This window comes from Streptomyces sp. ME02-8801-2C, from assembly GCF_033793965.1.
Classification (GTDB): domain Bacteria; phylum Actinomycetota; class Actinomycetes; order Streptomycetales; family Streptomycetaceae; genus Streptomyces.
Genome location: NZ_JARAXP010000003.1, coordinates 555,348 through 579,371, shown reverse-complemented (window position 1 = coordinate 579,371; position 24,024 = coordinate 555,348). Strand labels below are relative to the sequence as shown.

Annotated in this window: 21 protein-coding genes; 10 read left to right on the top strand and 11 right to left on the bottom strand. The window is 71.1% G+C overall.

What is annotated here, in order from left to right; translation table 11 throughout:
• Positions 1–61: 61 nt before the first annotated feature.
• The 5 genes from PV396_RS11615 to xylB all read right to left on the bottom strand — a co-directional run bounded on the left by PV396_RS11615 (position 62) and on the right by xylB (position 6,890).
• Positions 62–1,585: an aldehyde dehydrogenase family protein gene (locus tag PV396_RS11615; protein ID WP_319203334.1), complete on the bottom strand. Its 1,524-nt coding sequence runs from the start codon at positions 1,583–1,585 to the stop codon at positions 62–64.
• Between the two features lie 292 nt (positions 1,586–1,877).
• Complete coding sequence (locus PV396_RS11610; RefSeq protein WP_319203332.1) at positions 1,878–3,158, bottom strand: GAF domain-containing protein; 1,281 nt, start codon at positions 3,156–3,158, stop codon at positions 1,878–1,880.
• 105 nt (positions 3,159–3,263) lie between these two features.
• Positions 3,264–3,878, bottom strand: coding sequence for an N-acetylmuramoyl-L-alanine amidase (locus PV396_RS11605; RefSeq protein WP_319203330.1), 615 nt, complete (start codon positions 3,876–3,878; stop codon positions 3,264–3,266).
• 216 nt (positions 3,879–4,094) lie between these two features.
• On the bottom strand, positions 4,095–5,303 hold the full coding sequence (locus tag PV396_RS11600) for an ROK family transcriptional regulator (protein WP_319203328.1): 1,209 nt from the start codon (positions 5,301–5,303) through the stop codon (positions 4,095–4,097).
• Positions 5,304–5,444: 141 nt separating this feature from the next.
• Positions 5,445–6,890 (bottom strand): xylulokinase, encoded by a 1,446-nt coding sequence (gene xylB, locus PV396_RS11595; RefSeq protein WP_319203326.1) that lies wholly within the window; start codon positions 6,888–6,890, stop codon positions 5,445–5,447.
• 191 nt (positions 6,891–7,081) lie between these two features.
• Between xylB and xylA the strand changes: the two genes are divergently transcribed.
• Both xylA and PV396_RS11585 read left to right on the top strand, forming a co-directional pair.
• On the top strand, positions 7,082–8,248 hold the full coding sequence (xylA, locus tag PV396_RS11590) for a xylose isomerase (RefSeq protein ID WP_319203324.1): 1,167 nt from the start codon (positions 7,082–7,084) through the stop codon (positions 8,246–8,248).
• 474 nt (positions 8,249–8,722) lie between these two features.
• A complete protein-coding gene (locus PV396_RS11585) occupies positions 8,723–9,325 on the top strand; it encodes a hypothetical protein (protein ID WP_319203322.1) in 603 nt (200 codons plus the stop codon).
• Positions 9,326–9,338: 13 nt separating this feature from the next.
• Here the strand turns inward: PV396_RS11585 and PV396_RS11580 are convergent, their stop codons facing one another.
• Positions 9,339–10,709, bottom strand: coding sequence for an SWF or SNF family helicase (locus tag PV396_RS11580; protein WP_319203320.1), 1,371 nt, complete (start codon positions 10,707–10,709; stop codon positions 9,339–9,341).
• Positions 10,706–13,576, bottom strand: a complete 2,871-nt coding sequence (locus tag PV396_RS11575; RefSeq protein WP_319203318.1) for a DEAD/DEAH box helicase — start codon at positions 13,574–13,576, stop codon at positions 10,706–10,708. Before PV396_RS11575 ends, PV396_RS11580 begins: the two co-directional genes overlap by 4 nt.
• Positions 13,577–13,885: 309 nt before the next feature.
• Between PV396_RS11575 and PV396_RS11570 the strand changes: the two genes are divergently transcribed.
• Complete coding sequence (locus PV396_RS11570) at positions 13,886–14,068, top strand: hypothetical protein (RefSeq protein WP_319203316.1); 183 nt, start codon at positions 13,886–13,888, stop codon at positions 14,066–14,068.
• 127 nt (positions 14,069–14,195) lie between these two features.
• On the opposite strand, the gene PV396_RS11565 is transcribed toward PV396_RS11570, so the two are convergent.
• The 3 genes from PV396_RS11565 to PV396_RS11555 form a co-directional block, all read right to left on the bottom strand.
• Positions 14,196–15,143, bottom strand: coding sequence for a hypothetical protein (locus PV396_RS11565; RefSeq protein ID WP_319203314.1), 948 nt, complete (start codon positions 15,141–15,143; stop codon positions 14,196–14,198).
• Between the two features lie 134 nt (positions 15,144–15,277).
• Positions 15,278–15,574 (bottom strand): hypothetical protein, encoded by a 297-nt coding sequence (locus PV396_RS11560; RefSeq protein ID WP_319203312.1) that lies wholly within the window; start codon positions 15,572–15,574, stop codon positions 15,278–15,280.
• A 133-nt stretch (positions 15,575–15,707) separates the two neighbouring features.
• The gene (locus PV396_RS11555; RefSeq protein ID WP_416071379.1) at positions 15,708–16,328 is read right to left on the bottom strand and encodes a class I SAM-dependent methyltransferase; all 621 of its coding nucleotides are present in this window, start codon (positions 16,326–16,328) and stop codon (positions 15,708–15,710) included.
• Between the two features lie 143 nt (positions 16,329–16,471).
• Here PV396_RS11555 and PV396_RS11550 point away from each other — a divergent pair, with 143 nt between their 5' ends.
• The 7 genes from PV396_RS11550 (at position 16,472) to PV396_RS11520 (ending at position 23,128) form a co-directional block, all read left to right on the top strand.
• Positions 16,472–17,278, top strand: a complete 807-nt coding sequence (locus tag PV396_RS11550) for an MHYT domain-containing protein (protein WP_319203308.1) — start codon at positions 16,472–16,474, stop codon at positions 17,276–17,278.
• 32 nt (positions 17,279–17,310) lie between these two features.
• Entirely contained in the window at positions 17,311–19,845 is a 2,535-nt protein-coding gene (locus tag PV396_RS11545) for a nitrate- and nitrite sensing domain-containing protein (RefSeq protein WP_319203306.1), read from the top strand.
• Positions 19,842–20,279 (top strand): roadblock/LC7 domain-containing protein, encoded by a 438-nt coding sequence (locus PV396_RS11540; RefSeq protein WP_319203304.1) that lies wholly within the window; start codon positions 19,842–19,844, stop codon positions 20,277–20,279. Before PV396_RS11545 ends, PV396_RS11540 begins: the two co-directional genes overlap by 4 nt.
• Before the next feature lie 22 nt (positions 20,280–20,301).
• On the top strand, positions 20,302–20,715 hold the full coding sequence (locus PV396_RS11535; RefSeq protein WP_319203302.1) for a DUF742 domain-containing protein: 414 nt from the start codon (positions 20,302–20,304) through the stop codon (positions 20,713–20,715).
• 61 nt (positions 20,716–20,776) lie between these two features.
• Positions 20,777–21,382, top strand: a complete 606-nt coding sequence (locus tag PV396_RS11530; protein WP_319203300.1) for an ATP/GTP-binding protein — start codon at positions 20,777–20,779, stop codon at positions 21,380–21,382.
• Between the two features lie 139 nt (positions 21,383–21,521).
• The gene (locus PV396_RS11525; RefSeq protein ID WP_319203298.1) at positions 21,522–21,935 is read left to right on the top strand and encodes a roadblock/LC7 domain-containing protein; all 414 of its coding nucleotides are present in this window, start codon (positions 21,522–21,524) and stop codon (positions 21,933–21,935) included.
• Positions 21,936–22,063: 128 nt separating this feature from the next.
• Positions 22,064–23,128 carry a DUF6397 family protein gene (locus PV396_RS11520; RefSeq protein WP_416071378.1) on the top strand — a complete coding sequence of 355 codons (1,065 nt, stop codon included), beginning with the start codon at positions 22,064–22,066 and terminating at the stop codon, positions 23,126–23,128.
• Between the two features lie 13 nt (positions 23,129–23,141).
• Here the strand turns inward: PV396_RS11520 and PV396_RS11515 are convergent, their stop codons facing one another.
• Positions 23,142–24,011 carry an acyl-CoA thioesterase II gene (locus PV396_RS11515; protein ID WP_319203296.1) on the bottom strand — a complete coding sequence of 290 codons (870 nt, stop codon included), beginning with the start codon at positions 24,009–24,011 and terminating at the stop codon, positions 23,142–23,144.
• Positions 24,012–24,024 lie beyond the last annotated feature (13 nt).

The following is a 24,024-nucleotide window of genomic DNA, read 5'->3' as shown; positions in this document are numbered from 1 at the left end:
GCTGTGCGCTACGGAGGGCGCCTGATGGGCATTTTGCCTGTTCAGGCGCCCTTTCTTGTGTCTAGAAGAAGCCCAGCTTCTTCGGCGAATACGACACCAGCAGATTTTTCGTCTGCTGATAGTGCTCCAGCATCATCTTGTGCGTCTCACGCCCGATCCCGGACTGCTTGTAGCCGCCGAACGCCGCATGCGCCGGATACGCGTGATAGCAGTTCGTCCAGACCCGACCCGCCTGGATCGCCCGGCCCGCCCGGTAGGCGGTGTTCATGTCCCGGGTCCACACACCCGCCCCGAGGCCGTACAGCGTGTCGTTGGCGGTCTTGATCGCGTCGTCGAAGTCGCCGAACGACGTCACGGACACCACCGGTCCGAAGATCTCCTCCTGGAAGATCCGCATCCGGTTGTCGCCCTCGAAGATGGTCGGCTGGACGTAGTAACCGCCCTTCAACTCGCCGTCGTACTCGATGCGTTCGCCACCCGTGAGGATCCTCGCCCCCTCCTGTCGGCCGATGTCCAGATACGAGAGGATCTTCTCCAGTTGGTCGTTGGAGGCTTGGGCGCCGATCATCGTGTCCGTGTCGAGCGGGTGGCCCGGCTTGATGAGCTCGGTGCGGGCGACCGCGGCCTGGAGGAAATCGGCGTAGTTGCCTCGTTGCACCAGCGCCCGGGACGGACAGGTGCACACCTCGCCCTGGTTGAGGGCGAACATGGTGAAGCCTTCGAGTGCCTTGTCGCGGAAGTCGTCGTCCGCGGCCCACACGTCGTCGAAGAAGATGTTCGGCGACTTGCCGCCCAGCTCCAGGGTGACCGGCTTGATGTTCTCCGAGGCGTACTGCATGATCAGCCGCCCCGTCGTGGTCTCACCAGTGAACGCCACTTTCGCGACGCGCGCACTGGACGCGAGCGGCTTTCCGGCCTCCACCCCGAAGCCGTTCACGATGTTCACGAGACCGGCCGGCAGCAGGTCCGAGATCAGGCTCATCCAGTAGTGGATGGACGCCGGTGTCTGCTCGGCGGGCTTGATCACCACCGCGTTGCCCGCCGCGAGAGCGGGCGCCAGTTTCCAGACCGCCATCAGGATGGGGAAGTTCCACGGGATGATCTGGGCCACCACGCCGAGCGGCTCATGGAAGTGGTACGCCACCGTGTCGTCGTCGAGTTCGCCGAGCGACCCCTCCTGCGCCCGGATCGCCCCCGCGAAGTAGCGGAAGTGGTCGATGGCGAGCGGGATGTCGGCGGCGAGCGTCTCGCGTACCGGCTTGCCGTTCTCCCAGCTCTCGGCTACCGCCAGTGCTTCGAGGTTCGACTCCATCCGGTCGGCGATCTTCAGCAGGATGTCGGACCGCTGGGTCACCGACGTGCGGCCCCACGCCGGAGCCGCCGCGTGCGCCGCGTCGAGCGCGCGCTCCACATCCTCGGCGGTGCCCCGCGCGATCTCCGTGAATGGCTGCCCGTTCACCGGACTCGGGTTCTCGAAGTACTGGCCCCGAGCCGGCGGCACGTACTCGCCGCCGATGAAGTGGTCGTAGCGCGCCTGGTAGGAGACGATCGCGCCGTCGGTACCGGGCGCCGCGTAACGGGTCATGCTGGCTTGCCTCCTTCAGCAGAGCCGCCCGCCGTTGGGCCGCTCTCGCCGCGAGGCTAGAAGCGGCGAGGTTGCAGGCAGGTTGCGTGCGGATACCCGGGGGCGAGTAGGTGAGGGGCAGGGGCAGAGCACGGGCGCGTGACGGTACGAGGGACGCCGCGGCGTGGGCTGTGGCGTGCCGACTGCCCGCGTCAGCCTCGGGGCGCGCCGAGGTGCGGGGCCTACGCCTCCGGGGCGTCGGCCTCCCCGCGCGGGAGGTCGGATGTGGGCTGTCGGGTGCCGTATCCCTCCGTCAGCGCCGGACGGTCAGATGCGGCCAACCCCGGGGCACCGCCTGTTCCGACTCCAGCTCGTCCAGGCGGGCCCGTATCGCCGCCGTGGGTCGCACTGCCGCGAGCGCACGCCATACGTCGAGGTCGTCCTCGCCCCACGGCGCGTGGGCCCAGTCGGCCAGCAGGTCCGGGTCCCGGCGGGCGATGAGCGCGCTGCGCAGACCGTCGGCGAGTCTCCGCCGCAGCCGAGCCACGGCCGGAGCCCGTGAACCGGGTAGCAGCGGACCTGCATACGCCCGCACCGCCGTCGTGACGGCGCCCGCCTCGATCGAACGCTCCACCACGGCGATGTCCGACTCGACCGGCACCGTCAGTCGGTACGGGCGGGACGCCAGCAACCCGGGAGCCAGGACGCGGCGCAGCCGGGCCAGTTCGGCGCGCAGGGTCACCGGCGTCACCGACTCGTCCTCGTACAGCGCGCACAGCAGCTCGTCCCCGGTCAGCCCTTCCGGGTGGCGGGCGAGCAGCACGAGGAGTTCGCTGTGCCGACGGCTGAGCCGCAACGCCCGTCCGGCGGCGAGCAGATGAGCCTCGTCACGGCCCAGCGCGGTCAGTTCGAGGGCGTCCGGCGCGGGGCCGACAGGGGCGAGCAGAGCCAGCTGGGACTCGGCGGCCCGGGCCACCGCCTGTACGAACCCGAGGCTGTGCGGATGCGCGAGCTTGTTGCGGCCGGTGATGTCCACGGCACCGAGCATCCGCCCCGTGCGCGGATCGTGCACCGGGGCCGCCGCGCACGTCCACGGCTGCACCTGCCGGATGAAGTGCTCGGCTGCGAATACCTGCACCGGCCGGTCCACGGCAACCGCCGTACCCGGCGCGTTGGTTCCCACCGCCGACTCCGCCCAGCGGGCTCCCGGTACGAAGTTGATCCGCTCCGCCTGCCGCACGGCTGAGGGATGCCCCTCGACCCACAGCAGCCTGCCCTGCGCGTCGCACACCGCGAGCACCTGCTCGTCATCCGCGGCGAACGTGCCCATGAGCTCACGGAACAGAGGCATCACCCGGGCCAGCGGATGCTCGGCACGGTAGGCGCCGAGGTCACCGTCCACCAGTTCCACGCTCGCCGTGCCGTCCGGCCCCACCCCCGCCCGGGCAGAGCGTATCCAGGAGTCGGCCACCACGGTACGCACCGGCCGTGTCACCGTCCCCGCCGCGGTGAACGTCTCGTGGGCGTGACGCAGCACCCGATCCCGCTCGACGGGATCGGCCCCCGGTTCCAGGGCCACCCATGGGTCGGTCAACTGGGCCTCCCGGAAGGCGATGCGGCTGGTGACATCGTCACTCGGGGGAGCGGGACGGACAACCGTTTCGACAGGGTCGACCGAACGACGGCACCACCGGTCGGTTCAGGCGGCGTTGACGAGACGTATGTAGCGCGTCCAGTCCCAGTTCGGACCCGGATCGGTGTGATCGGTGCCGGGCACCTCGTAGTGCCCGATGATGTGCGCGCGGTCCCTCGGTATGCCGTAGCGCGTGCAGATCGTCGCGGTCAGCCGTGCGGACTTTTTGTACAGGGCGTCCGTGAAATAGCCGGGTCGGTCCACCCACCCTTCGTGTTCGATGCCGATGCTGCGCAGATTGTGGTTCCAGTCGCCCGCGTGCCAGGCGACATCGTGCTCTCGGACGCACTGGGCCACATGTCCGTCGCCGGACCGTACGACGTAGTGCGCGGACACCTTCTTCTGCGGGTGCTGGAAGACGGCCAGGGTGTTGGCGTAGGACGCCTGGGTCACATGGATGACCACGAGGTCGGGGACCCGGATCTCCGGAGGGCCGGACGCCGTGTAGTTGGCGGTGGTCGCGGGCTCCCAGGTGGCGAGCGGGTAGTCGAGGGAGCGGGGTTGGGCGCCGACCCGCGGAGCGGGGAGCAGGGCGTAGGCGCCGGCGGCGAGCGCGGTGCTCTTCAACAGCCGCCGTCTGGTGGGAAGGAGTCTGGTCCGTTCCCTCTGTGAGTCGCTCATCGCTGCCAACTCCGTTCCGCGGAAGGTGAATGGGTGAGGTGCGCACCAGTCGTGGCCACGACGGCCGGGCGTCACGTGGATCACGCTACGGGGCTGGGCGGCCGGGCAGGGAGGGCCCACGAATTTCGGTGGATGACCGAGCGATTGTGGATAACTCGGTCACCCCCACGGGTGAAGTTGCTCGAGGTGCGGCGGAGTGAAGCCGGTCGGGCCCGTTCAGCCCCGTCCCGCCACCGCGCCCGGATCGTCCAGAACGGCCCGCACCACCGAGTGCGCGGCGCCCAGCAGCGGGCCCTCCGGTCCCAGCCGTGACACCGACACCGCGCAGGCGGGGCCGGCCGTCCGCCGGTCCAGTTCCGCCTCCAGCGACGGCAGCAGCCACGGCGCGAGCCCGGACAGCGCACCGCCCAGGACGACCGTCTCCGGGTCCAGCAGATTGACCGCCCCGGTCAGCGCGATGCCGAGCGCCTTGCCGGCCCCGTCCAGGGCCCGCCGTACGTCCGTGTCGCCCTGGGCGGCGCGCTCCGCGAGCAGCCCGACACGGTCCTCGCCGGGCTCGACACCCGCCGCCCGCAGCACGGCCTCCTCGCCCGCGTACTGCTCCAGGCAACCGCGCCCGCCGCACGCGCACTCCGGACCCTCCGGACGAACCGGCACATGCCCCAGCTCGCCCGCGAACCCCCGTGTTCCGCGCAGCAGCCGTCCGTCGACGACCACCGCCGCGCCGATGCCGATCTCGGCGGACACGTGCAGGAAGTCGGACGGGGTTCCGTCCCCGAGCCAGAGTTCCGCCAGCGCGCCGAGGTTGGCCTCGTTGTCCACGGTCAGTGGGAACTCGACCGGCAGCAGCGCGCCGAGATCAGTGTCGTGCCAGTCGAGGTTGGGGGCGCGGACGACGGTGCGTCCGTCGCGGGCCACGAGACCGGGCACGGCGACGGCGAGGCCGGCCGGCCAGAGGCCTTCACGTTCTGTCTCCGTGACCACCTGCCGTACCAGCCCGATCAGGTCCTCGATCACCGGTTCGGGTGAGCGCCCGCGGTTCGCGCCGTGGCGCACCGCGCGTGCCCGCACCTCACCCCGTAGATCGACCGCGCAGACCGCGAGATGGTCGACACCGACCTCCGCGCCGATCCCTGCCGGACCGCGCCCGCTCACCGCGAGCGCCGATCCGGGACGCCCGACCCGGCCGGGCCGCTCGGGACCCAGCTCTTCGATCAGCCCCGAGCCCATCAGCTCGTCCACGAGCGTCGAAACGGCCGCCCGGGTCAGTCCGATGCGTGAGGCGACCCCGGCACGGGACAGCGGCCCCTCGGCGCTGACGGTGTGCATCACCCGCGCCAGGTTGCGGCGGCGCATGCCGTGCTGGGTGTCGGGCAGCCGTGCGGCGGCGCCGGGTGGACGGGCCTCGTGCAGGGGTGCGGTCATGCCTCCGTCAGTCCTCCGTGGGTGTCCTCGAGCCGACATCAGTGGACGGACGTACCTACCTCCGTCCACGGATGTCGGGCGGACGTCGATGGATGTCCGCTCGACTCCGTCGGATCCTGCCCGTCCCCGGGGTCGGGGTCGTCAGCCGACGTCCGTCCCCCGCTCCAGCAGCGGCGACGCGTCGGAGAGTACCCCGGAGATCCGGTCCAGTGTCGCCTGGTCCCGCTCCACCGCGTCCAGGACCGGCCCCCGTGCCGTGTTCCAGCGGCGGGCGACCGCGGCCGGGTCCTCGCCGGTCAGCAGCCCCGCCGCCTGCGCCGCGGCGCCGAGCGCGACCAGTTCCTTGGCCTCGGGCACCTGGACCGGCCGCCCGGAAAGACGGCGTACGGTCTGCTGCCAGGCCTTGCCGCGTGCGCCGCCGCCGATCAGCAGCAGCGGCGCCGAGCGGTCCGCGTCCGCGTCGAGCACCAGATCGAGGGCGCCGAGCAGCGAGTGCACCGCCCCGTCGTACGCGGCCTGGAGCAGCTGGCCCCCGGTCGTGTCGTGGCGCAGCCCGTGCAGCAGGCCCGAGGCGCCGGGCAGATTCGGGGTGCGCTCCCCGTCCAGGTAGGGCAGGAGGGTGACGCCCGTGCCGGGTTCGACGGCCTCGCGGTCCAGGCCGAGCAGCGCTGCGACGCGGTCGACAGCGAGGGTGCAGTTGAGGGTGCAGGCCAGGGGCAGCCAGTCGCCGCGCGCGTCCGCGAAGCCCGCGACCGTGCCGGTCGGGTCGGCCGGCCGGTGTGTCGAGACCGCGTACACCGTGCCGGACGTGCCGAGGCTCAGTACCGGAGTGCCGGGGAGCAGCCCGAGCCCCAGCGCGGCGGCGGCGTTGTCCCCGGTGCCCGCAGCGACCAGGGTGCCCTTGGAGAAGGGCAGGTCGTGGCCGTCGCGGACGGTTCCGGCCACCTCGCCCGGGCGAACCACCCGAGGCAGCAGGGCGGGGTCGAGCCCCACGTGCGCGAGCACCTCAGTGTCGTACGTCTCCGTCCCGGAGGCCCACCAGCCGGTGCCGGAGGCGTCGCCGCGGTCGGTGGTGCCCTGGCCCGTGAGACGCTCGGTGAGGTAGTCGTGGGGGAGCCGGACGGCCTTGACAGCGCGGACCGCCTCCGGCTCGTGCTCGGCCAGCCAGGCCCACTTCGTGACCGTGAAGGACGCACCGGGCACGCTTCCGGTGCGTTCAGCCCAGGTCTTCGCGCCGCCCAGTTCCTCGACCAGCCGGCGGGCCTGTGGCGCCGAGCGCACATCGTTCCAGAGCAGCGCCGGACGGACCGGCTCACCATGGGCGTCCAGGGTGACGAGTCCATGCTGCTGGCCGCCGATCGACACGGCGGCGGCTTCGCGCGCCGCGTCACCGCATTGGCTCAGTGCCTCGCCCAGGGCGTTCCACCACTGCCGCGGGTCGCTCTCGCGGCCCGCCCCGGTGGTGACGGTGTGCGACGCCTGGCCGCTCGCCACCACCTCGCCGGTGGCCGCGTCGACGACCAGCGCCTTGGTGGACTGGGTCGACGTGTCCACGCCGACAACGAGCGGACCCTCGGCTGCTGACATCGAGCTCTCCCTCTTCCGCGGCTCCGCGGGATCTGGCCTGGTGTTTTCCGGTGTCTGTCCGGGTCGCGGGGACCCGTTCCCACCCTCAGTCTCTGCTCAGGGACAGGTTGTCTCTTCCCAGAGATGCTTCCGCATACTAATTTGTAAACCGCCATGACGAAATAGTCGGAGCAAACGCAAGGAGCCGCGGCATGAACTACCAGCCCACCCCCGAGGACAGGTTCACCTTCGGCCTGTGGACCGTCGGCTGGCAGGGACGGGACCCGTTCGGTGACGCCACCCGTCGGGCGCTCGACCCGGTCGAGACGGTGCAGCGCCTGTCCGAGCTCGGTGCCCACGGAGTGACCTTCCACGACGACGACCTGATCCCCTTCGGGTCCTCGGACACCGAGCGCGAGTCGCACATCAAGCGCTTCCGCCAGGCCCTCGACGCGACCGGTATGCGCGTCCCGATGGCCACCACCAACCTCTTCACGCACCCCGTCTTCAAGGACGGCGCGTTCACCGCCAACGACCGTGACGTGCGCCGCTACGCGCTGCGCAAGACGATCCGCAACATCGACCTCGCGGTCGAACTCGGCGCGGAGACATATGTCGCCTGGGGCGGCCGGGAGGGCGCCGAGTCGGGCGCCGCCAAGGACGTACGCGTCGCCCTGGACCGGATGAAGGAGGCCTTCGACCTCCTCGGCGAGTACGTGGTCTCGCAGGGCTACGACCTGAAGTTCGCGATCGAGCCCAAGCCGAACGAGCCGCGCGGCGACATCCTGCTGCCGACGGTCGGTCACGCCCTGGCCTTCATCGAGCGCCTGGAGCGCCCGGAGATGTACGGCGTCAACCCCGAGGTCGGGCACGAGCAGATGGCCGGGCTGAACTTCCCGCACGGCATCGCCCAGGCCCTGTGGGCGGGCAAGCTCTTCCACATCGACCTCAACGGCCAGTCCGGCATCAAGTACGACCAGGACCTGCGCTTCGGCGCCGGTGACCTGCGGTCCGCCTTCTGGCTGGTCGACCTCCTGGAGAGCGCCGGTTACGCGGGCCCGAAGCACTTCGACTTCAAGCCGCCGCGGACCGAGGACCTCGACGGCGTATGGGCCTCCGCAGCCGGCTGTATGCGCAACTACCTCATCCTGAAGGAGCGTTCGGCCGCTTTCCGCGCCGACCCCGAGGTCCAGGCGGCCCTGCGTGCCTCCCGTCTGGACGAGCTGGCCCAGCAGACGGCGGCGGACGGCCTGCAGGCCCTCCTCGCGGACCGCTCGGCCTTCGAGGACTTCGACGTGGACACGGCGGCCGCGCGCGGGATGGCCTTCGAGCAGCTCGACCAGCTCGCCATGGACCACCTGCTGGGTGCGCGCGGCTGAGTCGCGTGCCCGGGGACGCCCGTCTCCGACGGGTGTCCCCGATCAACTGCTGTATACAACTGTGCTCCGGTTGATTCCCTGTGACCGGCCTTCAGGCGGATTGCTCCGGAATCATGCGGTCCAGGGCATGAGTCCGTATCAACTTCCGCGTGGGGGTCGCGTGTCGACCGGTTCGCGGCGACTCTTGACGGTATGGCCATGCCGCCCGTACCGCCCCAACCGCCCGGGCCGCCGGGGAACAATCCGCCTCCGGGCGGTGGCTTCGGGCCACATCCCGGAGGCTTCGGCCCGCCCTCAGGGGGAGGCTACGGAAGCGGGGGCCACGGCCCTCCTCCGGGAGACAACTGGCCGCCCACGCAGGGTGGTGGCGGCTGGATGCCGCCGGAGCCGCCCGAACCGTCGGACGGCCCCGGAGGACACCGAGGACCCGGCAGGCGTCCGAACCCTCTGTTCATCCTGATCACCGCGGTCGTCGTGGTCGCAGCCGTAGTCGCCGTGGTGCTCATGGCGTCCGGCGGCAACGACACGCCGGACAAGAACCCGTCAGGGAACAGCCCCAGTTCGAGCCGTACCCCCGATCCGTCGTTCAGCATCCCGACCGCACTGCCCACCAAACTTCCCACGTTGCCGTCCCGGCTCCCCACCAAGCTCCCGTCCGGGTTCCCCACGGAGCTGCCGAGCGAGTTCCCGAGCGACCTCGAGTCGCTCATCCCGCTGGCGGGCGACGCAGTGCCGTACTACATGCTGCGAACGGGCGACTGCTTCAACACCGATGCCACCCACCCCGGACAGGCCGCCAAGCGCGCGTGCGACGCTCCACACGACGCCGAGGTCGTGAAAGTGGCCGAACTCGAGGGCGGTTACGCGACGGACGCCGCCCTGAAGAACGCCGCCACCGCCCTGTGCCGCCCTGCTCTGGAACGTCAGGCGGCCGGACAGCCCGCCGACACCGTGACGGGCAGCCTGGTGCAGTATCCGGACACCGCGGGCTACCGGGTGGGCATCGACAAGGTCGCATGCAGCCTGGCCGCCGAACCTGGCTCCGGCGTTCGCAAACTCACCGCGCCGTTGACCTGAGATTCCGGTGACCCTAAGCAGGATCCTCCGCGGTCGTGTGTTCCATCGTTGCCAGCGCGGTCGCCGGGTCATGGGCCGCCTCTCCGGCCGGCGCCCAACGGCCGCTCTGCTTCCGGTACGGCCACCATCGGCCGTCCTGCCCGAGGCGCAACTGGCGGTCCGCGCCGACCACCGTCCACCGGTTGCCTTTTGCACGCAGCGCCGGCCGCTCCTCGTCGTCCCAGGCCGAGTCGAGCGCGGCACGCGCGCGTGCGAGCCGTTCGCCCTCGACTGTCCACCCCTCATCGAGGACCGACAACGCGCCCGCACCGCCGAGCCGCCAGGCACGGACGGCCGCCGCCAACTGCTCCCGGCTGCGCCCCGATCCCTCGGCGAGCCGGTCCGAGACGGTCTGTGAACAGCCGTTCGCTGCCAGCCGGACGGCATCCTGGTCCACTGTCAGCTCGGCCTCGATCGCGCGCTGTTCATGACCGGGCCCGAGCGCCTCGGCGAGCAGTCGATGCGCCTCCACGGCTGTGCGCGCGATCAGGAACTCCAGAGCGTCCGGATCGACCCCGGGCGCGGGCGGGACCTCGGTGTCCAGAGCCGGTGGTGTCCCGGGTGCGTCGGGCAGCCGGGGCAGGGCGGGCGGTGACGGCAGGAGGGCTCCGTACGCGAACGCCTCGGCCGCGTCCACGCCCTCAGGGGCCGCGGACCCGGCCGGGGGAGCGGTGCCACGGCTCTGTATGTCGTCCAACAGGGCACGTTCGCCGCGTCCGCGCATCAGCAGCAGAACGAAGGGGTCCTGGTCCAGCAGCCGCGCCACCTGGTAACAGAGAGCCGCCGTGTGGCCGCAGTGGTCCCAGGCACCGCAGTCGCACTCCGGCTCCAGATCACCCATGCCGGGCAGGAGGTCGACTCCGGCGGCCGCGGAGTCCTCCACCAGGTGTGGGGGCATGTCCCGGTCCAGCAGAGCCGCGATGTGGCCGACCCGTTCCACGGCCATGTCCACGAAACGGTCCCACTGTTCGTCGGACAGCTCCTGCAGCAGGACGTCGGAACGGTGCGCGGTGCGATCGCTGTCCTGGACGACGGCGGTGATACGTCCCGGCCGCACGGACACGGCGCCCACGGCTCCCGCACGCGCGAGCCGCCGGCCCGCCCGTACCTGTTCGGAGTCCAGCGCGGCGTCCTCCAGCGACTTCAGCCAGACACGCCCCCACCACGTCTCCGCGAATCCGCGCCCCCGTGGCGGAGGCAGCGCGGCGAAGGTGCGCTCCGTATCGGCGCCGGACGTGCCCAGTTCGTGTACGTCGACGTCGACGTCGACGTCGTGGTCGTGACCGCCACCCGTGTCACCGCTGTGCCGGCCTCGGTTGTAGTGGTCCCGGTCTTTCTGGTTCATCGCGCGTCCCCTCGCAGTCGCACCAGGTCGGCCAGTTCGGTGTCCGTCAGTTCTGTCAGCGCCGCCTCCCCGGAGCCGAGGACCGCGTCCGCCAGCGCCCGCTTGCGTGTCAGCATCTCGGCGATGCGGTCCTCGATCGTGCCCTCGGCGATCAGTCGGTGCACCTGCACGGACCGGTTCTGGCCGATGCGGTACGCGCGGTCCGTGGCCTGGGCCTCGACCGCGGGATTCCACCAGCGGTCGTAGTGCACGACATGCTCGGCCCTGGTCAGGTTCAGGCCGGTACCCGCCGCCTTCAACGAGAGCAGGAAGACGGGTACTTCGCCCTCCTGGAAACGCTCCACCATGGCCTCGCGTTCCGCGACGGGCGTCCCGCCGTGCAGAAACTGGGTGGGTACTCCGCGGGCCGCCAGATGCTGTTCCAGGAGCCGAGCCATCCGTACGTACTGGGTGAAGACCAGAACGCTCGCCCCCTCGGAGAGGATGGTGTCGAGCAGTTCGTCCAGCAGTTCCAGTTTTCCGGAGCGTCCCGCGATCTTCGGCCGGTCCTCCTTGAGGAACTGCGCCGGATGGTTGCAGATCTGCTTCAGACCGGTCAGCAGCTTCACGATCAGCCCACGTCGGGCCATGCTGTCGGCGCCCGAGATCTCCGTCAGCGTCTCCCGCACCACGGCCTCGTACAGCCCCGTCTGCTCCTTCGTGAGCGAAACGGCGCGGTCGGTCTCCGTCTTCGGCGGCAGCTCGGGGGCGATACCGGGGTCCGACTTGTGCCGACGCAGCAGGAAGGGGCGGACGAGCCGGGCCAGACGCTCCGCGGCGGCCGGGTCCTGGCCGCCCTCGACGGACTGCGCGTAGCGCGAGCGGAAAGTGCCGAGCCGGCCCAGCAGCCCCGGCGTCGTCCAGTCGAGGATCGCCCACAGCTCTGACAGGTTGTTCTCCACCGGGGTGCCGGTGAGCGCCACACGTGCGCGTGCGCCGATGGAACGCAGCTCCCGGGCCGTCTCGGAGTACGGGTTCTTGACGTGCTGCGCCTCGTCCGCCACCACCATGCCCCACGAGGTCTCGGCCAGCCGCCGAGCGTCCAGCCGCATCGTGCCGTACGTGGTGAGCACGAACTCTCCGTCGGCCAGGGCGTCCAGACTCCGCCGCGCTCCATGGAAGCGGCGCACGGGTGTACCGGGCGCGAACCTCTCGATCTCGCGCTGCCAGTTGCCCATCAGGGAGGTCGGGCAGACCACGAGGGTGGGCCCCTCTGCCGACTCCTCGGTCTGCCGGTGCAGATGCAGCGCGATCAGTGTGATCGTCTTGCCGAGGCCCATGTCGTCGGCCAGACAGCAGCCGAGCCCCAGTGACGTCATCCGGGCGAGCCAGTTCAGGCCCCGCAGCTGGTAGTCGCGCAGCGTGGCGGCGAGGGCCGCCGGCTGGCCGACCGGGTCCTGCGCCTCCGGGTCCGAAATACGGTCCCGGAGGCTCGCCAGCCACCCGGTGGGCCGCACCTCGATCCGGTGCCCGTCGACCTCCGTGGAGCCCGTCAGGGCGGCGCTGAGAGCGTCGACCGGTGTGAGCTTGCGGTCCTGCTGCGCATGGGCGCGGCGGACTTCCCGGGGGTCGACGAGGACCCACTGGTCGCGCAGCCGCACCACAGGGCGGTTCGCCTCGGCGAGTCGGTCCAGCTCCTCGCGCGTGAGCTGCTGGTCGCCCAGTGCGAACGACCAGTTGAAGGTGAGCAGTGCGTCGGCGGACAGGAACGACGGCGTGTCCGAAGAAGTCTTCCCGGGACCGGTGTCGTCGTCGGGCGGGCCGACGACCGCGCGGGCCGTCAGTTTGCGGGCCAGTTCCTTGGGCCAGTGCACCTCGACCCCGGCGGCGAAGAGGGCGCGGGCGCCTTCCCCGAGCAGTTCGGTGACCTCTTCGGCGGCCAGTTCGACGGCGTCCGGCACGACCGCCGACAGCAGGGGGCTGAGTGGCGGCCAGGCGCGAGCAGCGCGACGCAGCGCGAGCAGGGCGTCCATACGCGCGCGCGTGCCGAAGGCGCTGCCGGGAGCGCCGGTCCCGGCCCATACGTCGACCGCGTCCGCGACAAGTCCGGGCTCGCTCACGCTGTGCACCTGAACCACGGCCCGGAACCTCGGGGCAGTCTCGTCCGGCCCGTACGCCGCCAGCCCCGGCACCTCGACGCGCAGCGAGATCCGTACGCCCGCGTCGTGCCCGGCGGCGACCTCGGCGGCCCACGCGCGCTGCTCCGGCATGTACTGGGGTTCCCGCGCCGCGTAGGCGGCTCCGCCCGCGGCGAGTGACGCGGCGGGGGAGCGGGGCAGTGCGTCGGCCACCGCGTCCAGGAAGGCGCGCAGCAGCCGCTCCGGGTCGGGCAGCCTCGGTGGCTCCGTCCCCTCCGGACCCCCCAACGGCACGGCATGCGCGTCCGGGGGCATCGCGGCTGCGAGTTCGCGGACGCGCTCCACGTCCGGCGCCGTCAGCGGACCTGCCCGCCAGGCGTCGTGGTTCCCTGCGGAGAGGCCGGGCAACAGCAGCCCTCGCGCGACCAGTTGCAGGGCCAGCACGGCAGCCGACCCCCAGAACGCCGTCGCCCGATGGGTCTGTGTGGCGGCACGCGCCCGCGTGAGGACCGGCAACGCCGCGCGCACCGGAAGCAGAACAGCGGGCACGCGGGTCCGCTCGACACCGTATTCCGTCGCCGCCACCACGGTCAGCTCGTCGACGGTCCCGGCGGCCACCGCGGGTGGGGTCTCGCCGGGCCGCCAGAACGCCACCCGACCGGCGCGGGCCGGCTCACCGGGCAGGAACACGGCACGGCAGCCGGCCAGTTCGGAGATCTCGGACGGTGTTGCCGCAGGAATCCTCTGCACAGCGATGGCATTCCTCAAATTTGACTACCAGGTTCGAGTCGCCGAGGGTACAGCACGGTGGCCGCCTGCCCGGCGAGCCGAGTGGTGATCTGGGTCACTTTGCCCGCGGGGTGTCGTCAAGCCCCTGCCGGGCCGACGGTGCGCGCCTACTGCCGTGAGATGGGTATTGCCTGAGGGTGGGAGAGCCCCTCAGGGGCGAGTAGGGGTCGCTTCTCAGGGACGTCTCAGGGTCGCGATCCGGAACCGTGAAAGGCGCGGGCCCGTTTTTCACAGCAGAGAGCGGCACTGGCCGCGAAGGAGGCGACACTCATGTCGAGGAATGCGAAGATCGCCGCAGGGGGCGTGGCAGCCGGGCTCATCCTGTTGATCTGGCTGCCCTGGTGGGCAGCGCTGCTGATAGTGCTGGGAGTTCCGGCCGCCGCCTATTTCACGCTCGACCCCGCTCAGCGGCGCAGGCTGCGCCGCGTCACCCGTAAGGAGATAGGCCGCTGAGGCGCCACCGTCCGGCGGCGCGCGCGTCCCACCCTGCCTGACGACCCGCGCGGCTCGCAGGGGCGATCAGCGTCGTGCCCATCGCCACCCGGAAGCACAGGATCCGGGCGGCGTCCGTCGGCGGGGCTCAGTTCGGGCGTACCGCCATTTTGTCGAGTGCCTCGAGAAGTCCGGGCAGCTCCGGGCCCCGGCCCACCGGCAGCACCTCTCCGGGCTCCTCGTCGAGCAGCACGAAGGCGATGTCGTCGGTCCTGGCAACCATCGACCAGCCGGGACCGTCGGCGCGCAGTGTCCGCGCGTCGCCCGGAGCGAAGGAGGAGCGGACCCGGCCGAGGGGCGGAGGCGTCTCCACATACGCGCGTGCCTCCGCGAGAACACGCCGGATGCCGGCCCGGGGCCGGTTCACCTTGGCATCGGTCTGACCAGGGGCGTCCGCTGCCGGGGCCACGCCGTCCACTGCCAGGGCGACGCCGTCCTCGGCCGGGCCCGCGGTGCCCTGGGCGTGATCGGCGTCTTCCCCGGCCGAGTCCGGCTCGCTCGCGGGCGTCGGCGGCCTGCCGCCCGGAGGGCTGAAGTCCTCGTCGCTGAGCTGCTCACGCCAGATCGCCCACTGGAGTGCGATCTCGTCTGCTCCCAGACGCCGCTGCGCCGGGCCCCACGAGGTGGTGTCCGGAGGAGCGAGTGGCGGCAGATCGGTGAGTTCGGGGCCCGGGTCGTGCGGAGCGGGCACATCGGGAGCCGCGACGGCGACGGCCAGCGGCCAGCCGGGCAGGGCCGCGACGACGGTGTGTTCCTCCGGCGACAGCTCGTACTCCATGCCGCAGTCCCACGAGGCGATCGCGACCGCGACCAGGGAGACGTCGTCGATGACCACCGTCCACCGCGCGCCGTCGCCGTCCTGGCCGAGTACCAGCCCGTAACCGTCGGCGAAGGGCGCGAGGCCGAGCGCCGCACATGCCTCCGGATAGTCGTCGCCCAGCACGCTCGGGAACTGCGCGGGCGTCAGCAGCACCGCGGTGAGCACATACAGCGCGTCGTCCGCGGTGGCGACGGCTCCCTCGTCCGTCTCTGCCATCCCAGCCTCCCCTTCGGTTCGTCCATCGGCGCGCACCCTATTCCGAGCGGAAGGCAGTTGTCACGAGTCCCCCCACCCGGAGCTGCTGCTTTCCTGCCGGGCAGGGGGGAATCGACCGGATGTACCCGCTTCGCTCAGGCCGCAGGCAGACCCAGGAGTTCCCGGGCCACCGTCCGCGGCGACTCGTCACGCTCCCTGGCCAACGCGATGACAGCACGGCACGCCAGCTCGTTCACCCCGAACGACAGCGCCTCCGGAGACACCCAGGCCACGGCCTCGTCCATCCGATCCTGGTCGTCCTCCGCGCACGCCGACACATACACGGCTGCGGCCTCGAAAAGGTTGTGGCGACGCTTCTCCCGCCCCGTGCTCTCTTCCGAGCGCCAGGAACGGAGAAATCTGGTGAACGATTTGTGGATACCGCCGAACATGCCGACCGCCCTTCCCCCTGTGTGGATGCCACGGTTGGTCGTTCATCTGCTGCTGTCCAACGTAGAGTCGGAGTTCCGGCGGCAGAAGAGGGCACATGCGGTACGGCGTTCCGCACGCCCATGACCGCGCCGGTCACGGCAGTCGTACGGCCAGTGCCAGAAACCGTCGGTCCTCGTCCACGTACGACGTCATGCGCCAGCCGGCACCGGCCAGCAGCGGACCGAGAACAGCCTCCGCACGCAGGTCGTCCGGGGTGATCCGGCGGCCCTGACGGGCGGCCAGCGCGGCCCTGCCGATCGGGTGGAACAGCGCCAGGGTGCCGCCGGGACGTACCACGCGCGCGAGTTCCCGAAGATTCGCGGCCGGATGCGGCAGGTGCGCGATCAGTCCCGCCGCGAACACCGCGTCGAGGCACTCCGACCGCAGCGGCAGGACGGCCGCGTCGGCGAGCAACAGGTGGCCGTCGGCGCCCCGTCCGGCGCGTACAGCGGCCTCGAGCATGGCCGGGGTCAGATCCGCGCCCAGGACCACTCCTGAGGGCCCCACGGCGGCCCGCAGCGGCGTCAGGGCGCGCCCGGTGCCGCAGCCGGCGTCCAGTACCCGGGCCCCCTCGCGCAGGCCCAGTTCGGCAACCGCGGCGGCGTAGGCGGGCCCGTCGTCGGGGAACCGGAGGTCCCAGTCGGCCGCACGGGCGGAGAAGAAGTCCTGCACATGTGTGTGGTCGGCTGTGCGGTCGTCGCTCATGATCCGCATGATCCCGCACAGACGAGAAATACCCCACTGCGCACACGTTCGAGCTGGACGCGATCGTTCAGGCGCAGTTCCCTGCCATATTTCACTACCTTTCGAAATGCGCCCCCTTCGTGCGACCGTGCCCCCACTAGCGTCCCGTGGTCATGGGACACCTGGACCACGCCGCCTTCGGCTGGCTGACCCCCGTACTGTCATACGTGATGGCCTGCATAGGCGCCGCCCTCGGGCTGCGCTGCACGGTCCGTGCGCTCGGCGCGACCGGGCGCTCGCGCCGCAACTGGCTCCTCACCGCGGCCTCCGCGCTCGGCACCGGCATCTGGACCATGCACTTCGTGGCCATGCTCGGCTTCAGCGTCGGCGGCACCGACATCCGCTACGACGTGCCGCTGACCATCCTCAGCCTCCTCGTCGCCATGGCCGTCGTCTCCGCCGGAGTGTTCGCCGTCGGCTACGGGCGCGACCGTGCCCGCGCGCTGTTCGTCGGTGGGCTCACCACCGGGCTGGGCGTGGCGAGCATGCACTACCTCGGCATGGCCGCGGTACGGCTGCACGGCGACGTGACCTACGACCCGGTGCGCGTCGCGCTCTCCGTGGTGATCGCGGTCGTCGCGGCCACCGCTGCCCTGTGGGCGGCGCTGAACATCAAGTCGCCCATCGCGGTGACGGTCGCCTCACTCGTGATGGGGGCGGCCGTCAGCAGCATGCACTACACCGCGATGTTCGCCGTACACGTGGACGTCGCGCCCTCCGGTGAGGTGCTGCCCGGGGCCACGGCGATGCAGTTCATCTTCCCCCTCGCCGTCGGCCTCGGGTCCTACCTCTTCCTGACCTCCGCGTTCGTCGCGCTGTCGCCGACGGCCGGCGAACGCGAGGCATCCGCGTCCGCCCAGCGACCGGTCGAGAGCGTCACTGCCCGCCAGAGCACGCACGGCCCTGCGCGGCCCGCGTGACCGGACCCGAACCCACCCTGAGCGAGGAGGCCATGCGTACACCCCGTAGGACAACCCCAGCCGCCCCCGGGACGACGCCTTCGCCCCCGGTGCGCGGACGCCGCGCGCACGCAGGCCCGCCGGCCGACGAGGGCTCCGAAGAGTTCCCCGGAGCCCTGTCGGACGAGATACCCACGCGCGCGGGACGCTGGCGCCTGCGACCGGGAACCGTCCGTGCCAAGATCGTCTGTCTGCTGATGGTGCCGGTCGTCTCGCTGCTCGCCCTGTGGGCGTACGCCACCGTCACCACGGCCCAGGACGTCGCCCGGCTGCGGCAGTTGCAGCGCGTCGACTCGCAGGTACGTGCCCCGGTCGCCGCCGCCGTCGCCGCGCTCCAGGCCGAACGCGTGGCCGCCGTACGCCGGGCGACCAGTCCGAACGCGGTCCCGGCGGAAGACCTCAAGGCACTCGGCGAGCGCACCGACCGGACCGTCGCGAAGCTGCGGCTCGGCGACCGCAACACCGTGGCCGACGGCGAGGAGCTGCCCGCAGGAGTGGCCGACCGCCTGGAGACCTTCGTCGCCGGTGTCGAAGAGCTGCGCACTCTGCGTGTCTCGGTCCTCGAACGCCGTACGGGATGGTCCGAGACGTACGCGCGGTACACCAGCGCCATCTCGGCGGCCTTCGCCGTGCGCGGCGCGCTCACCGGCATCCAGGACGCCGAAGTGGGCTCCGACGCGCGCGTGCTGCTCGAATTCTCCCGTGCGGGAGAGGCATTGGCCCAGGAGGACGCCGTCCTCGCCGGGGCGCGGCTCGCGGGGCGCCTCGACGGCCAGCGGCTGAGGCTGTTCACCGGGGCCGTCGACACCCGCCGCACCCTCCTCGAAGCCACCGCCTCGGACCTGCGCGGCCCGGAACGAGTGACCTGGCGAAAACTCGCGGCGGACAGCGCGTACGCCACTCTGGCCGCCGTCGAGGACAAGGTTCTTGGCACCCGGCCGGGCGTCAGGGCGATCACCGGCGCGCCCGAATCCACCTGGACCAAAGCACGCACCCGCGTGCAGGGCGGCATGCGGGCCATCGAGGCGGACGCGGGCCATGACGTCGCGGACCGGGCCGACCCCTTCACCCGAGGCCTGCTCACCCCGGCCGGCGCGGCCGTGCTGTTCGGCCTCGCCGCCGTCGCCGCCTCCCTGGTGATCTCCGTACGCATCGGACGCGGCCTCGTCGTCGAGCTGGTGAGCCTGCGCAACAGCGCCCTGGAGATCGCCCGCCACAAGCTTCCGCAGGCCATGCTGAAGCTGCGAGCGGGAGAGGAGATCGACATCCGGGCCGAGGCGCCTCCCGGACCACCCGCCGAGGACGAGACCGAACAGGTCGCGGAGGCACTGGGCACGGTGCACCGCGCCGCCCTGCGCGCCGCAGTGGAACGCGCGGAACTGGCCAGCGGCATCTCCGGGGTCTTCGTCAACCTCGCGCGCCGCAGCCAGGTCCTCGTACACCGCCAACTGAGCCTCCTCGACAGCATGGAGCGCAGGTCCGACGACCCGAACGAACTCTCCGACCTGTTCCGGCTCGACCACCTCACCACCCGCATGCGGCGTCACGCGGAGAGCCTGATCATCCTTTCCGGAGCGGCACCCGGTCGCGCCTGGCGCATGCCGGTCTCCCTGACGAACGTGGTCCGAGCCGCCGTCTCCGAAGTCGAGGACTACGCGCGCGTGGAGGTACGTCAGTTCCCCGAGGCATCGGTCGAGGGCACGGCGGTCGCCGACCTCACACATCTCCTGGCGGAGATCGTCGAGAACGCCGCCCAGTTCTCACCCCCGCACACCAGGGTGCGCATCACCGGTGAGCCGGTCGGCAACGGCTATGCCGTGGAGGTGGAGGACCGGGGACTCGGGATGGGCAAGGAGACCCTGGCCGAAGCCAATCGCCGCATCGAACAGTCCGAGGCGCTCGACCTGTTCGACAGCGACCGGCTCGGCCTCTTCGTGGTCAGCAGGCTCGCCGCCCGCCACGACATCAAGGTGCACCTGCGGACCTCGCCCTACGGCGGCACCACCGCGGTCGTGCTGTTGCCCAAGGCACTGCTGCACAGCGGCGCGGCGGACCGTTCGCCCCGTGCCGCGGTGGACCGGGAGCGAGCCGTCGAACGCGAATACGCACGCGTGCCCGCTGCCGCCGCCCCGCCCCAGGAACCGGTCCAGGCACCGGCGGACCGCCCCGCGCTGGTCGCCCCGGCGCAGGCGTCGGCGGAGACCGCCTACGAAAACCCGCCGCCGGGAGTGACCTCCCTGCGGCTGCACCGTCCGCCCGACGACGCCGGCGACGAGGGGGAGTCGGACGACCTCCCGCGACGCGTCAGGCAGGCGCACCTCGCCCCCCAACTGCGCGAACAGCGCCCCGAGGAGCCGACCCGCCCGCCGGACTCCCGCAGCGAGGACAAGCGCACCCCCGAGGCCGTACGGGACCGCATGGCGGCCTACCACGACGGCTGGGTGCGCGGCGGCGGCAGGTCACCCGGCCGCGGAGCCGGACCGGGCGCCAAGACCGGCAGAGACAGCAGCGAAGGAGACCGCTCATGATCAAGGACCCGAGCACGAGGGCCGAGCGGCGGTCCGGCGAACTCGACTGGCTGCTGGACGACCTGGTCCTGCGCGTCAGCGAGGTGCGGCACGCCGTGGTGCTGTCCAACGACGGACTCGCGGTGGGGGCCTCCACCGATCTCCAGCGTGAGGACGCGGAGCACCTCGCAGCCGTCGCCTCCGGCTTCCACAGCCTGGCCAAGGGCGCCGGACGGCACTTCGGCGCCGGTGGCGTGCGCCAGACCATGGTGGAGATGGACGACGGCTTCCTGTTCGTCGCCGCCGCGGGCGACGGCTCCTGCCTCGCCCTGCTCACCGCCGTGACCGCCGACATAGGTCTCGTGGCATACGAGATGGCACGGCTGGTGAAGCGAGTGGGCGAGCATCTCCGCACGGCGCCGCGAGCAGCGGCGCGCCCGCCCGCCGCCGGATGAGGCGAGAGGGCTGTCCGTACAGATGACCGAGGACACGACAGGCACCCCGCAGGAGCCGGGCAGCCAGTGGTACGACAACGAGGCCGGGCCCCTCGTCCGCCCGTACGCCATGACGGGCGGACGTACCAAACCCGGCCCCACGGGGGTGCGCTTCGACCTGATCGCGCTCGTCACGCTGGACACGGGCGCGCCCGCCATGGACGACGACACCGCACTCGGACCCGAGCACCGGGCCCTGATCGACCTCTGCCGCACGGAGACGCAGTCCGTCGCCGAACTCTCGGCGGGCGCGGACCTTCCCGTAGGGGTCGTGAGGGTGTTGCTGGGTGACCTGCTGGAGCTGGGATGCGTCACCGTCAGCCGGCCGGTACCGCCCGCGCAGCTACCCGACGAACGCATTCTGCGAGAGGTGATCGAAGGGCTGAGGGCGCTGTGACGAGGACGCACAACCACCCGGACCACGCCGAGTTGTCCGGCACCTTAGAGAGAAGTGATCGATGGTCTCCGAGCACTCCGACGCCACGGACGAGGAAATGTCGGCCCTGGCGTTGAAGATTCTGGTCGCCGGCGGATTCGGCGTGGGCAAGACCACCCTGGTGGGCGCGGTCAGTGAGATCAGGCCGCTGCGCACCGAGGAACTGCTGAGCGAGGCAGGTCAGTTGGTGGACGACACCGATGGTGTGGACCAGAAGGTCACGACGACGGTCGCCATGGACTTCGGCCGCATCACCATCCGCTCGGGTCTCTCCCTGTACCTGTTCGGCACGCCGGGCCAGGACCGTTTCTGGTTCCTGTGGGACGAACTGTCCCAGGGTGCCCTCGGCGCCGTCGTCCTCGCGGATACGCGGCGGCTGGAGGACTGCTTCCCCGCGGTGGACTACTTCGAGCACCGGCACATCCCGTTCGTGGTGGCGGTCAACTGCTTTGCCGGCGCCCGTTCCTACGGAGCCCAGGACGTGTCACGGGCCCTGGATCTCGACGCGGGCACGCCGGTGGTGCTCTGCGATGCCCGCGACCGGGACTCGGGCAAGGAGGTGCTGATCCGGCTGGTCGAGTACGCCGGGCGGATGCACACCGCCCGGCTGCTCGACTCGGTGAGCTGATGCGCGACGTACCCGGCTGAGCGACAAGACGTCTTCCGCGCCATGAACCTGTCCTCCTTGCTCCGCGGGCGGCCGTGGGGAAGGCTGACTGACCGGATCCTTCGGCTTGGAGGACCTGCCGCACGGGGAGATCACAAACATGGCTCAGAATCAAGGACTTGGCTGGCTGCTGGACGATCTGACCGAGCGTGTCGAACACATACGACACGCCCTGGTCCTGTCGAACGACGGACTGGTGACAGGCGCCAGCACAGGACTCCGACGTGAGGATGCCGAGCATCTCGCCGCTGTGTCCTCGGGCCTGCACAGCCTGGCGAAAGGCTCGGGACGCCACTTCGGCGCGGGCAGGGTACGCCAGACAATGATCGAGTTCGACGACGCGGTGCTGTTCGTCACGGCGGCAGGCACCGGTAGCTGTCTGTGCGTGCTCGGGGCCGCGGAGGCCGACATCGGCCAGATCGCCTACGAGATGACACTGCTCGTCAACCGGGTCGGCGAACACCTCGACGTGGATGCCAGGCAGCCCGAGCACATTCCTACTTCGGACTCCTGACCTGCGTAAATGGTGCCCCGGCGGGAGTTATCCACAGGTCTGAACCGTCGGGCGCCGAACCGGCTACGGTTTTTCCCGAGGCCGGCGCACACGGCGCGGGCCCATCCACTCCACGGGGGAGACCGACCATGTCCGCCACCGGCATCACACAACCCGCCCGAACCGCCGCCGTCGCACCGGCCACCAGCACGCTGCGCATCCCCGGGGCTCCCGGGACACCGGGCACTCCCGGCGCGCCTCTCGCGATGAGCCGTGCCGCACGCGAACTGGGTCTCAAACGCCGTGAGTTCGACCTGGCAGTACATCTCGGGTGTGTCCGGACCGTTCCGGACGAAGGAGGAGGCGGCCGACGCGTCGGCCGAGACGAGATCGACCGACTGCGCCACGACCGACGGTTTCCCGAAACGCTGCGCGAACGCGTCCGAGCGGTGGGCACGGCGGACGGCGCGAAGCTCATGGATGTGGCTCCCACCCGGTTCACGCGCCTGGCGCGGCTGGGACTGGTGACGCCGGTGAATTTCTATCTCAACCGCTACCGGGCGGTGGTCTGGCTGTATCTCGCCGACGAACTACGGCAGTTCGCGGCAGCCAAGGAGACCGTTCCTCTGCTGACCGGCCGTACGCCTCCGAGGTTGCGGGACCAACTCGAGGCAGGACTTGACCTCAGGCCCCGCAACTGGCGAGGACGACAACTGGGATTCCTTCTCCGGCCGACCGACGATCCATGGGCGCGAGCAGGGGTCGTGGCATCCTTCCTCGACCCCTCGCAGATCGCGGACATCGTCAAAGACCCATACGAACGTGCCCACTTGAACCGCTTTTGGCCGCAGCGGCCGGCCCACGGAGTGCCGGGCTCACCTGCCGCCCGACTGGCCGAACGGATCATGACGGCGGGCGACCCGGACGAGATCGGCTGGCTCCGGGCGGACCTGACCAAAACCCTGGCCGAGGCCCGCGACCACAGGGCCGCTCCGCGCCCCAGGTCGGAACAGGCCCCGTCCTGCTACCAAGGACTCGAGCAGGAGGACGCCGTAGCCGCGCCCCCGCAGCAGGAGAGCCGCCCCGGGACGTCCGCGCAACCCGAGGCACGCGAGCAACTCGAGGCACCCGAGCGAACCCGCGGCCTGCTGAGCCGCCTGCGTGCCAGAAACACACGACCCGCGCGGGACCGCAGGCGCGCCGCGCGAGTCTGAACCCGAGGACTCCTCAGTCCAGCTTCCGGAACAGCCCCTCCTGGACGACGGAGACGAGCAGCCTGCCCTCGACGTCGTAGATCCGGCCGCGGGCCAGACCGCGCCCGCCCGTGGCGATGGGCGACTCCTGGTCGTACAGGAACCACTCGTCCGCGCGGAACGGCCGGTGAAACCACATGGCGTGGTCCAACGAGGCCATGTCGAAGGTCCGCGGGCCGAACAGGGGCTCCACGGGGAGTCGGACGGCGTCCAGCAGCGTCATGTCGCTGGCGTACGTCAGCGCACAGGTGTGGACGAGCGGGTCGTCCCCCAGCGGGCCGACCGTGCGCATCCACACCGCACTGCGCGGCTCCAACTGCTGGACCTCCTCGGTGGTCCAGAGCAATCGGTCCACATAGCGGATGTCGAAGGGCTGACGGCGCGCCATACGCTCGAAGTGCTCGGGCAGCGCGCCGAGATGCTCCTTGATCTCCTGGGCGACGTTCGGGAGGGACTCCGGATCGGGGACCTTCCGGGCCGGCGGCAGCTGATGTTCGACGCTGCCTTCCTCGGGCTTGTGAAAGGAGGCGGTGAGATTGAAGATCGTGCGGCCCTGCTGCACCGCCGTGACCCGCCGGGTCGTGAACGACCGGCCGTCCCGGACCCGTTCGACCTGGTACACGATCGGCACGCCCGGCCGGCCCGGGCGCAAAAAGTACGCGTGCAGCGAGTGCACCGGACGCTCGCCGTCCGTAGTACGACCGGCGGCGACCAGCGCCTGGCCGGCCACCTGCCCGCCGAAGACCCGCTGGAGGGATTCCTCGGGGCTTCGGCCCCGGAAGATGTTGACCTCGATCTGCTCCAGGTCCAGCAGGTCGACGAGTCGTTCGGCTGCGTTCGTCATGGGTGTGATTCTC

Coding starts and splice junctions, on each gene's coding strand:
- PV396_RS11615 (WP_319203334.1), bottom strand. CDS start 1,585: ATGACCCGTTACGCGGCGCCCGGTACCGACGGCGCGATCGTCTCCTAC.
- PV396_RS11565 (WP_319203314.1), bottom strand. CDS start 15,143: ATGGCAGAGACGGACGAGGGAGCCGTCGCCACCGCGGACGACGCGCTG.
- PV396_RS11605 (WP_319203330.1), bottom strand. CDS start 3,878: ATGAGCGACTCACAGAGGGAACGGACCAGACTCCTTCCCACCAGACGG.
- PV396_RS11570 (WP_319203316.1), top strand. CDS start 13,886: ATGTCGAGGAATGCGAAGATCGCCGCAGGGGGCGTGGCAGCCGGGCTC.
- PV396_RS11545 (WP_319203306.1), top strand. CDS start 17,311: ATGCGTACACCCCGTAGGACAACCCCAGCCGCCCCCGGGACGACGCCT.
- PV396_RS11555 (WP_416071379.1), bottom strand. CDS start 16,328: ATGCGGATCATGAGCGACGACCGCACAGCCGACCACACACATGTGCAG.
- PV396_RS11580 (WP_319203320.1), bottom strand. CDS start 10,709: ATGAACCAGAAAGACCGGGACCACTACAACCGAGGCCGGCACAGCGGT.
- PV396_RS11535 (WP_319203302.1), top strand. CDS start 20,302: ATGACCGAGGACACGACAGGCACCCCGCAGGAGCCGGGCAGCCAGTGG.
- PV396_RS11530 (WP_319203300.1), top strand. CDS start 20,777: ATGGTCTCCGAGCACTCCGACGCCACGGACGAGGAAATGTCGGCCCTG.
- PV396_RS11520 (WP_416071378.1), top strand. CDS start 22,064: ATGTCCGCCACCGGCATCACACAACCCGCCCGAACCGCCGCCGTCGCA.
- xylA (WP_319203324.1), top strand. CDS start 7,082: ATGAACTACCAGCCCACCCCCGAGGACAGGTTCACCTTCGGCCTGTGG.
- xylB (WP_319203326.1), bottom strand. CDS start 6,890: ATGTCAGCAGCCGAGGGTCCGCTCGTTGTCGGCGTGGACACGTCGACC.
- PV396_RS11525 (WP_319203298.1), top strand. CDS start 21,522: ATGGCTCAGAATCAAGGACTTGGCTGGCTGCTGGACGATCTGACCGAG.
- PV396_RS11550 (WP_319203308.1), top strand. CDS start 16,472: ATGGGACACCTGGACCACGCCGCCTTCGGCTGGCTGACCCCCGTACTG.
- PV396_RS11540 (WP_319203304.1), top strand. CDS start 19,842: ATGATCAAGGACCCGAGCACGAGGGCCGAGCGGCGGTCCGGCGAACTC.
- PV396_RS11560 (WP_319203312.1), bottom strand. CDS start 15,574: ATGTTCGGCGGTATCCACAAATCGTTCACCAGATTTCTCCGTTCCTGG.
- PV396_RS11515 (WP_319203296.1), bottom strand. CDS start 24,011: ATGACGAACGCAGCCGAACGACTCGTCGACCTGCTGGACCTGGAGCAG.
- PV396_RS11600 (WP_319203328.1), bottom strand. CDS start 5,303: ATGACCGCACCCCTGCACGAGGCCCGTCCACCCGGCGCCGCCGCACGG.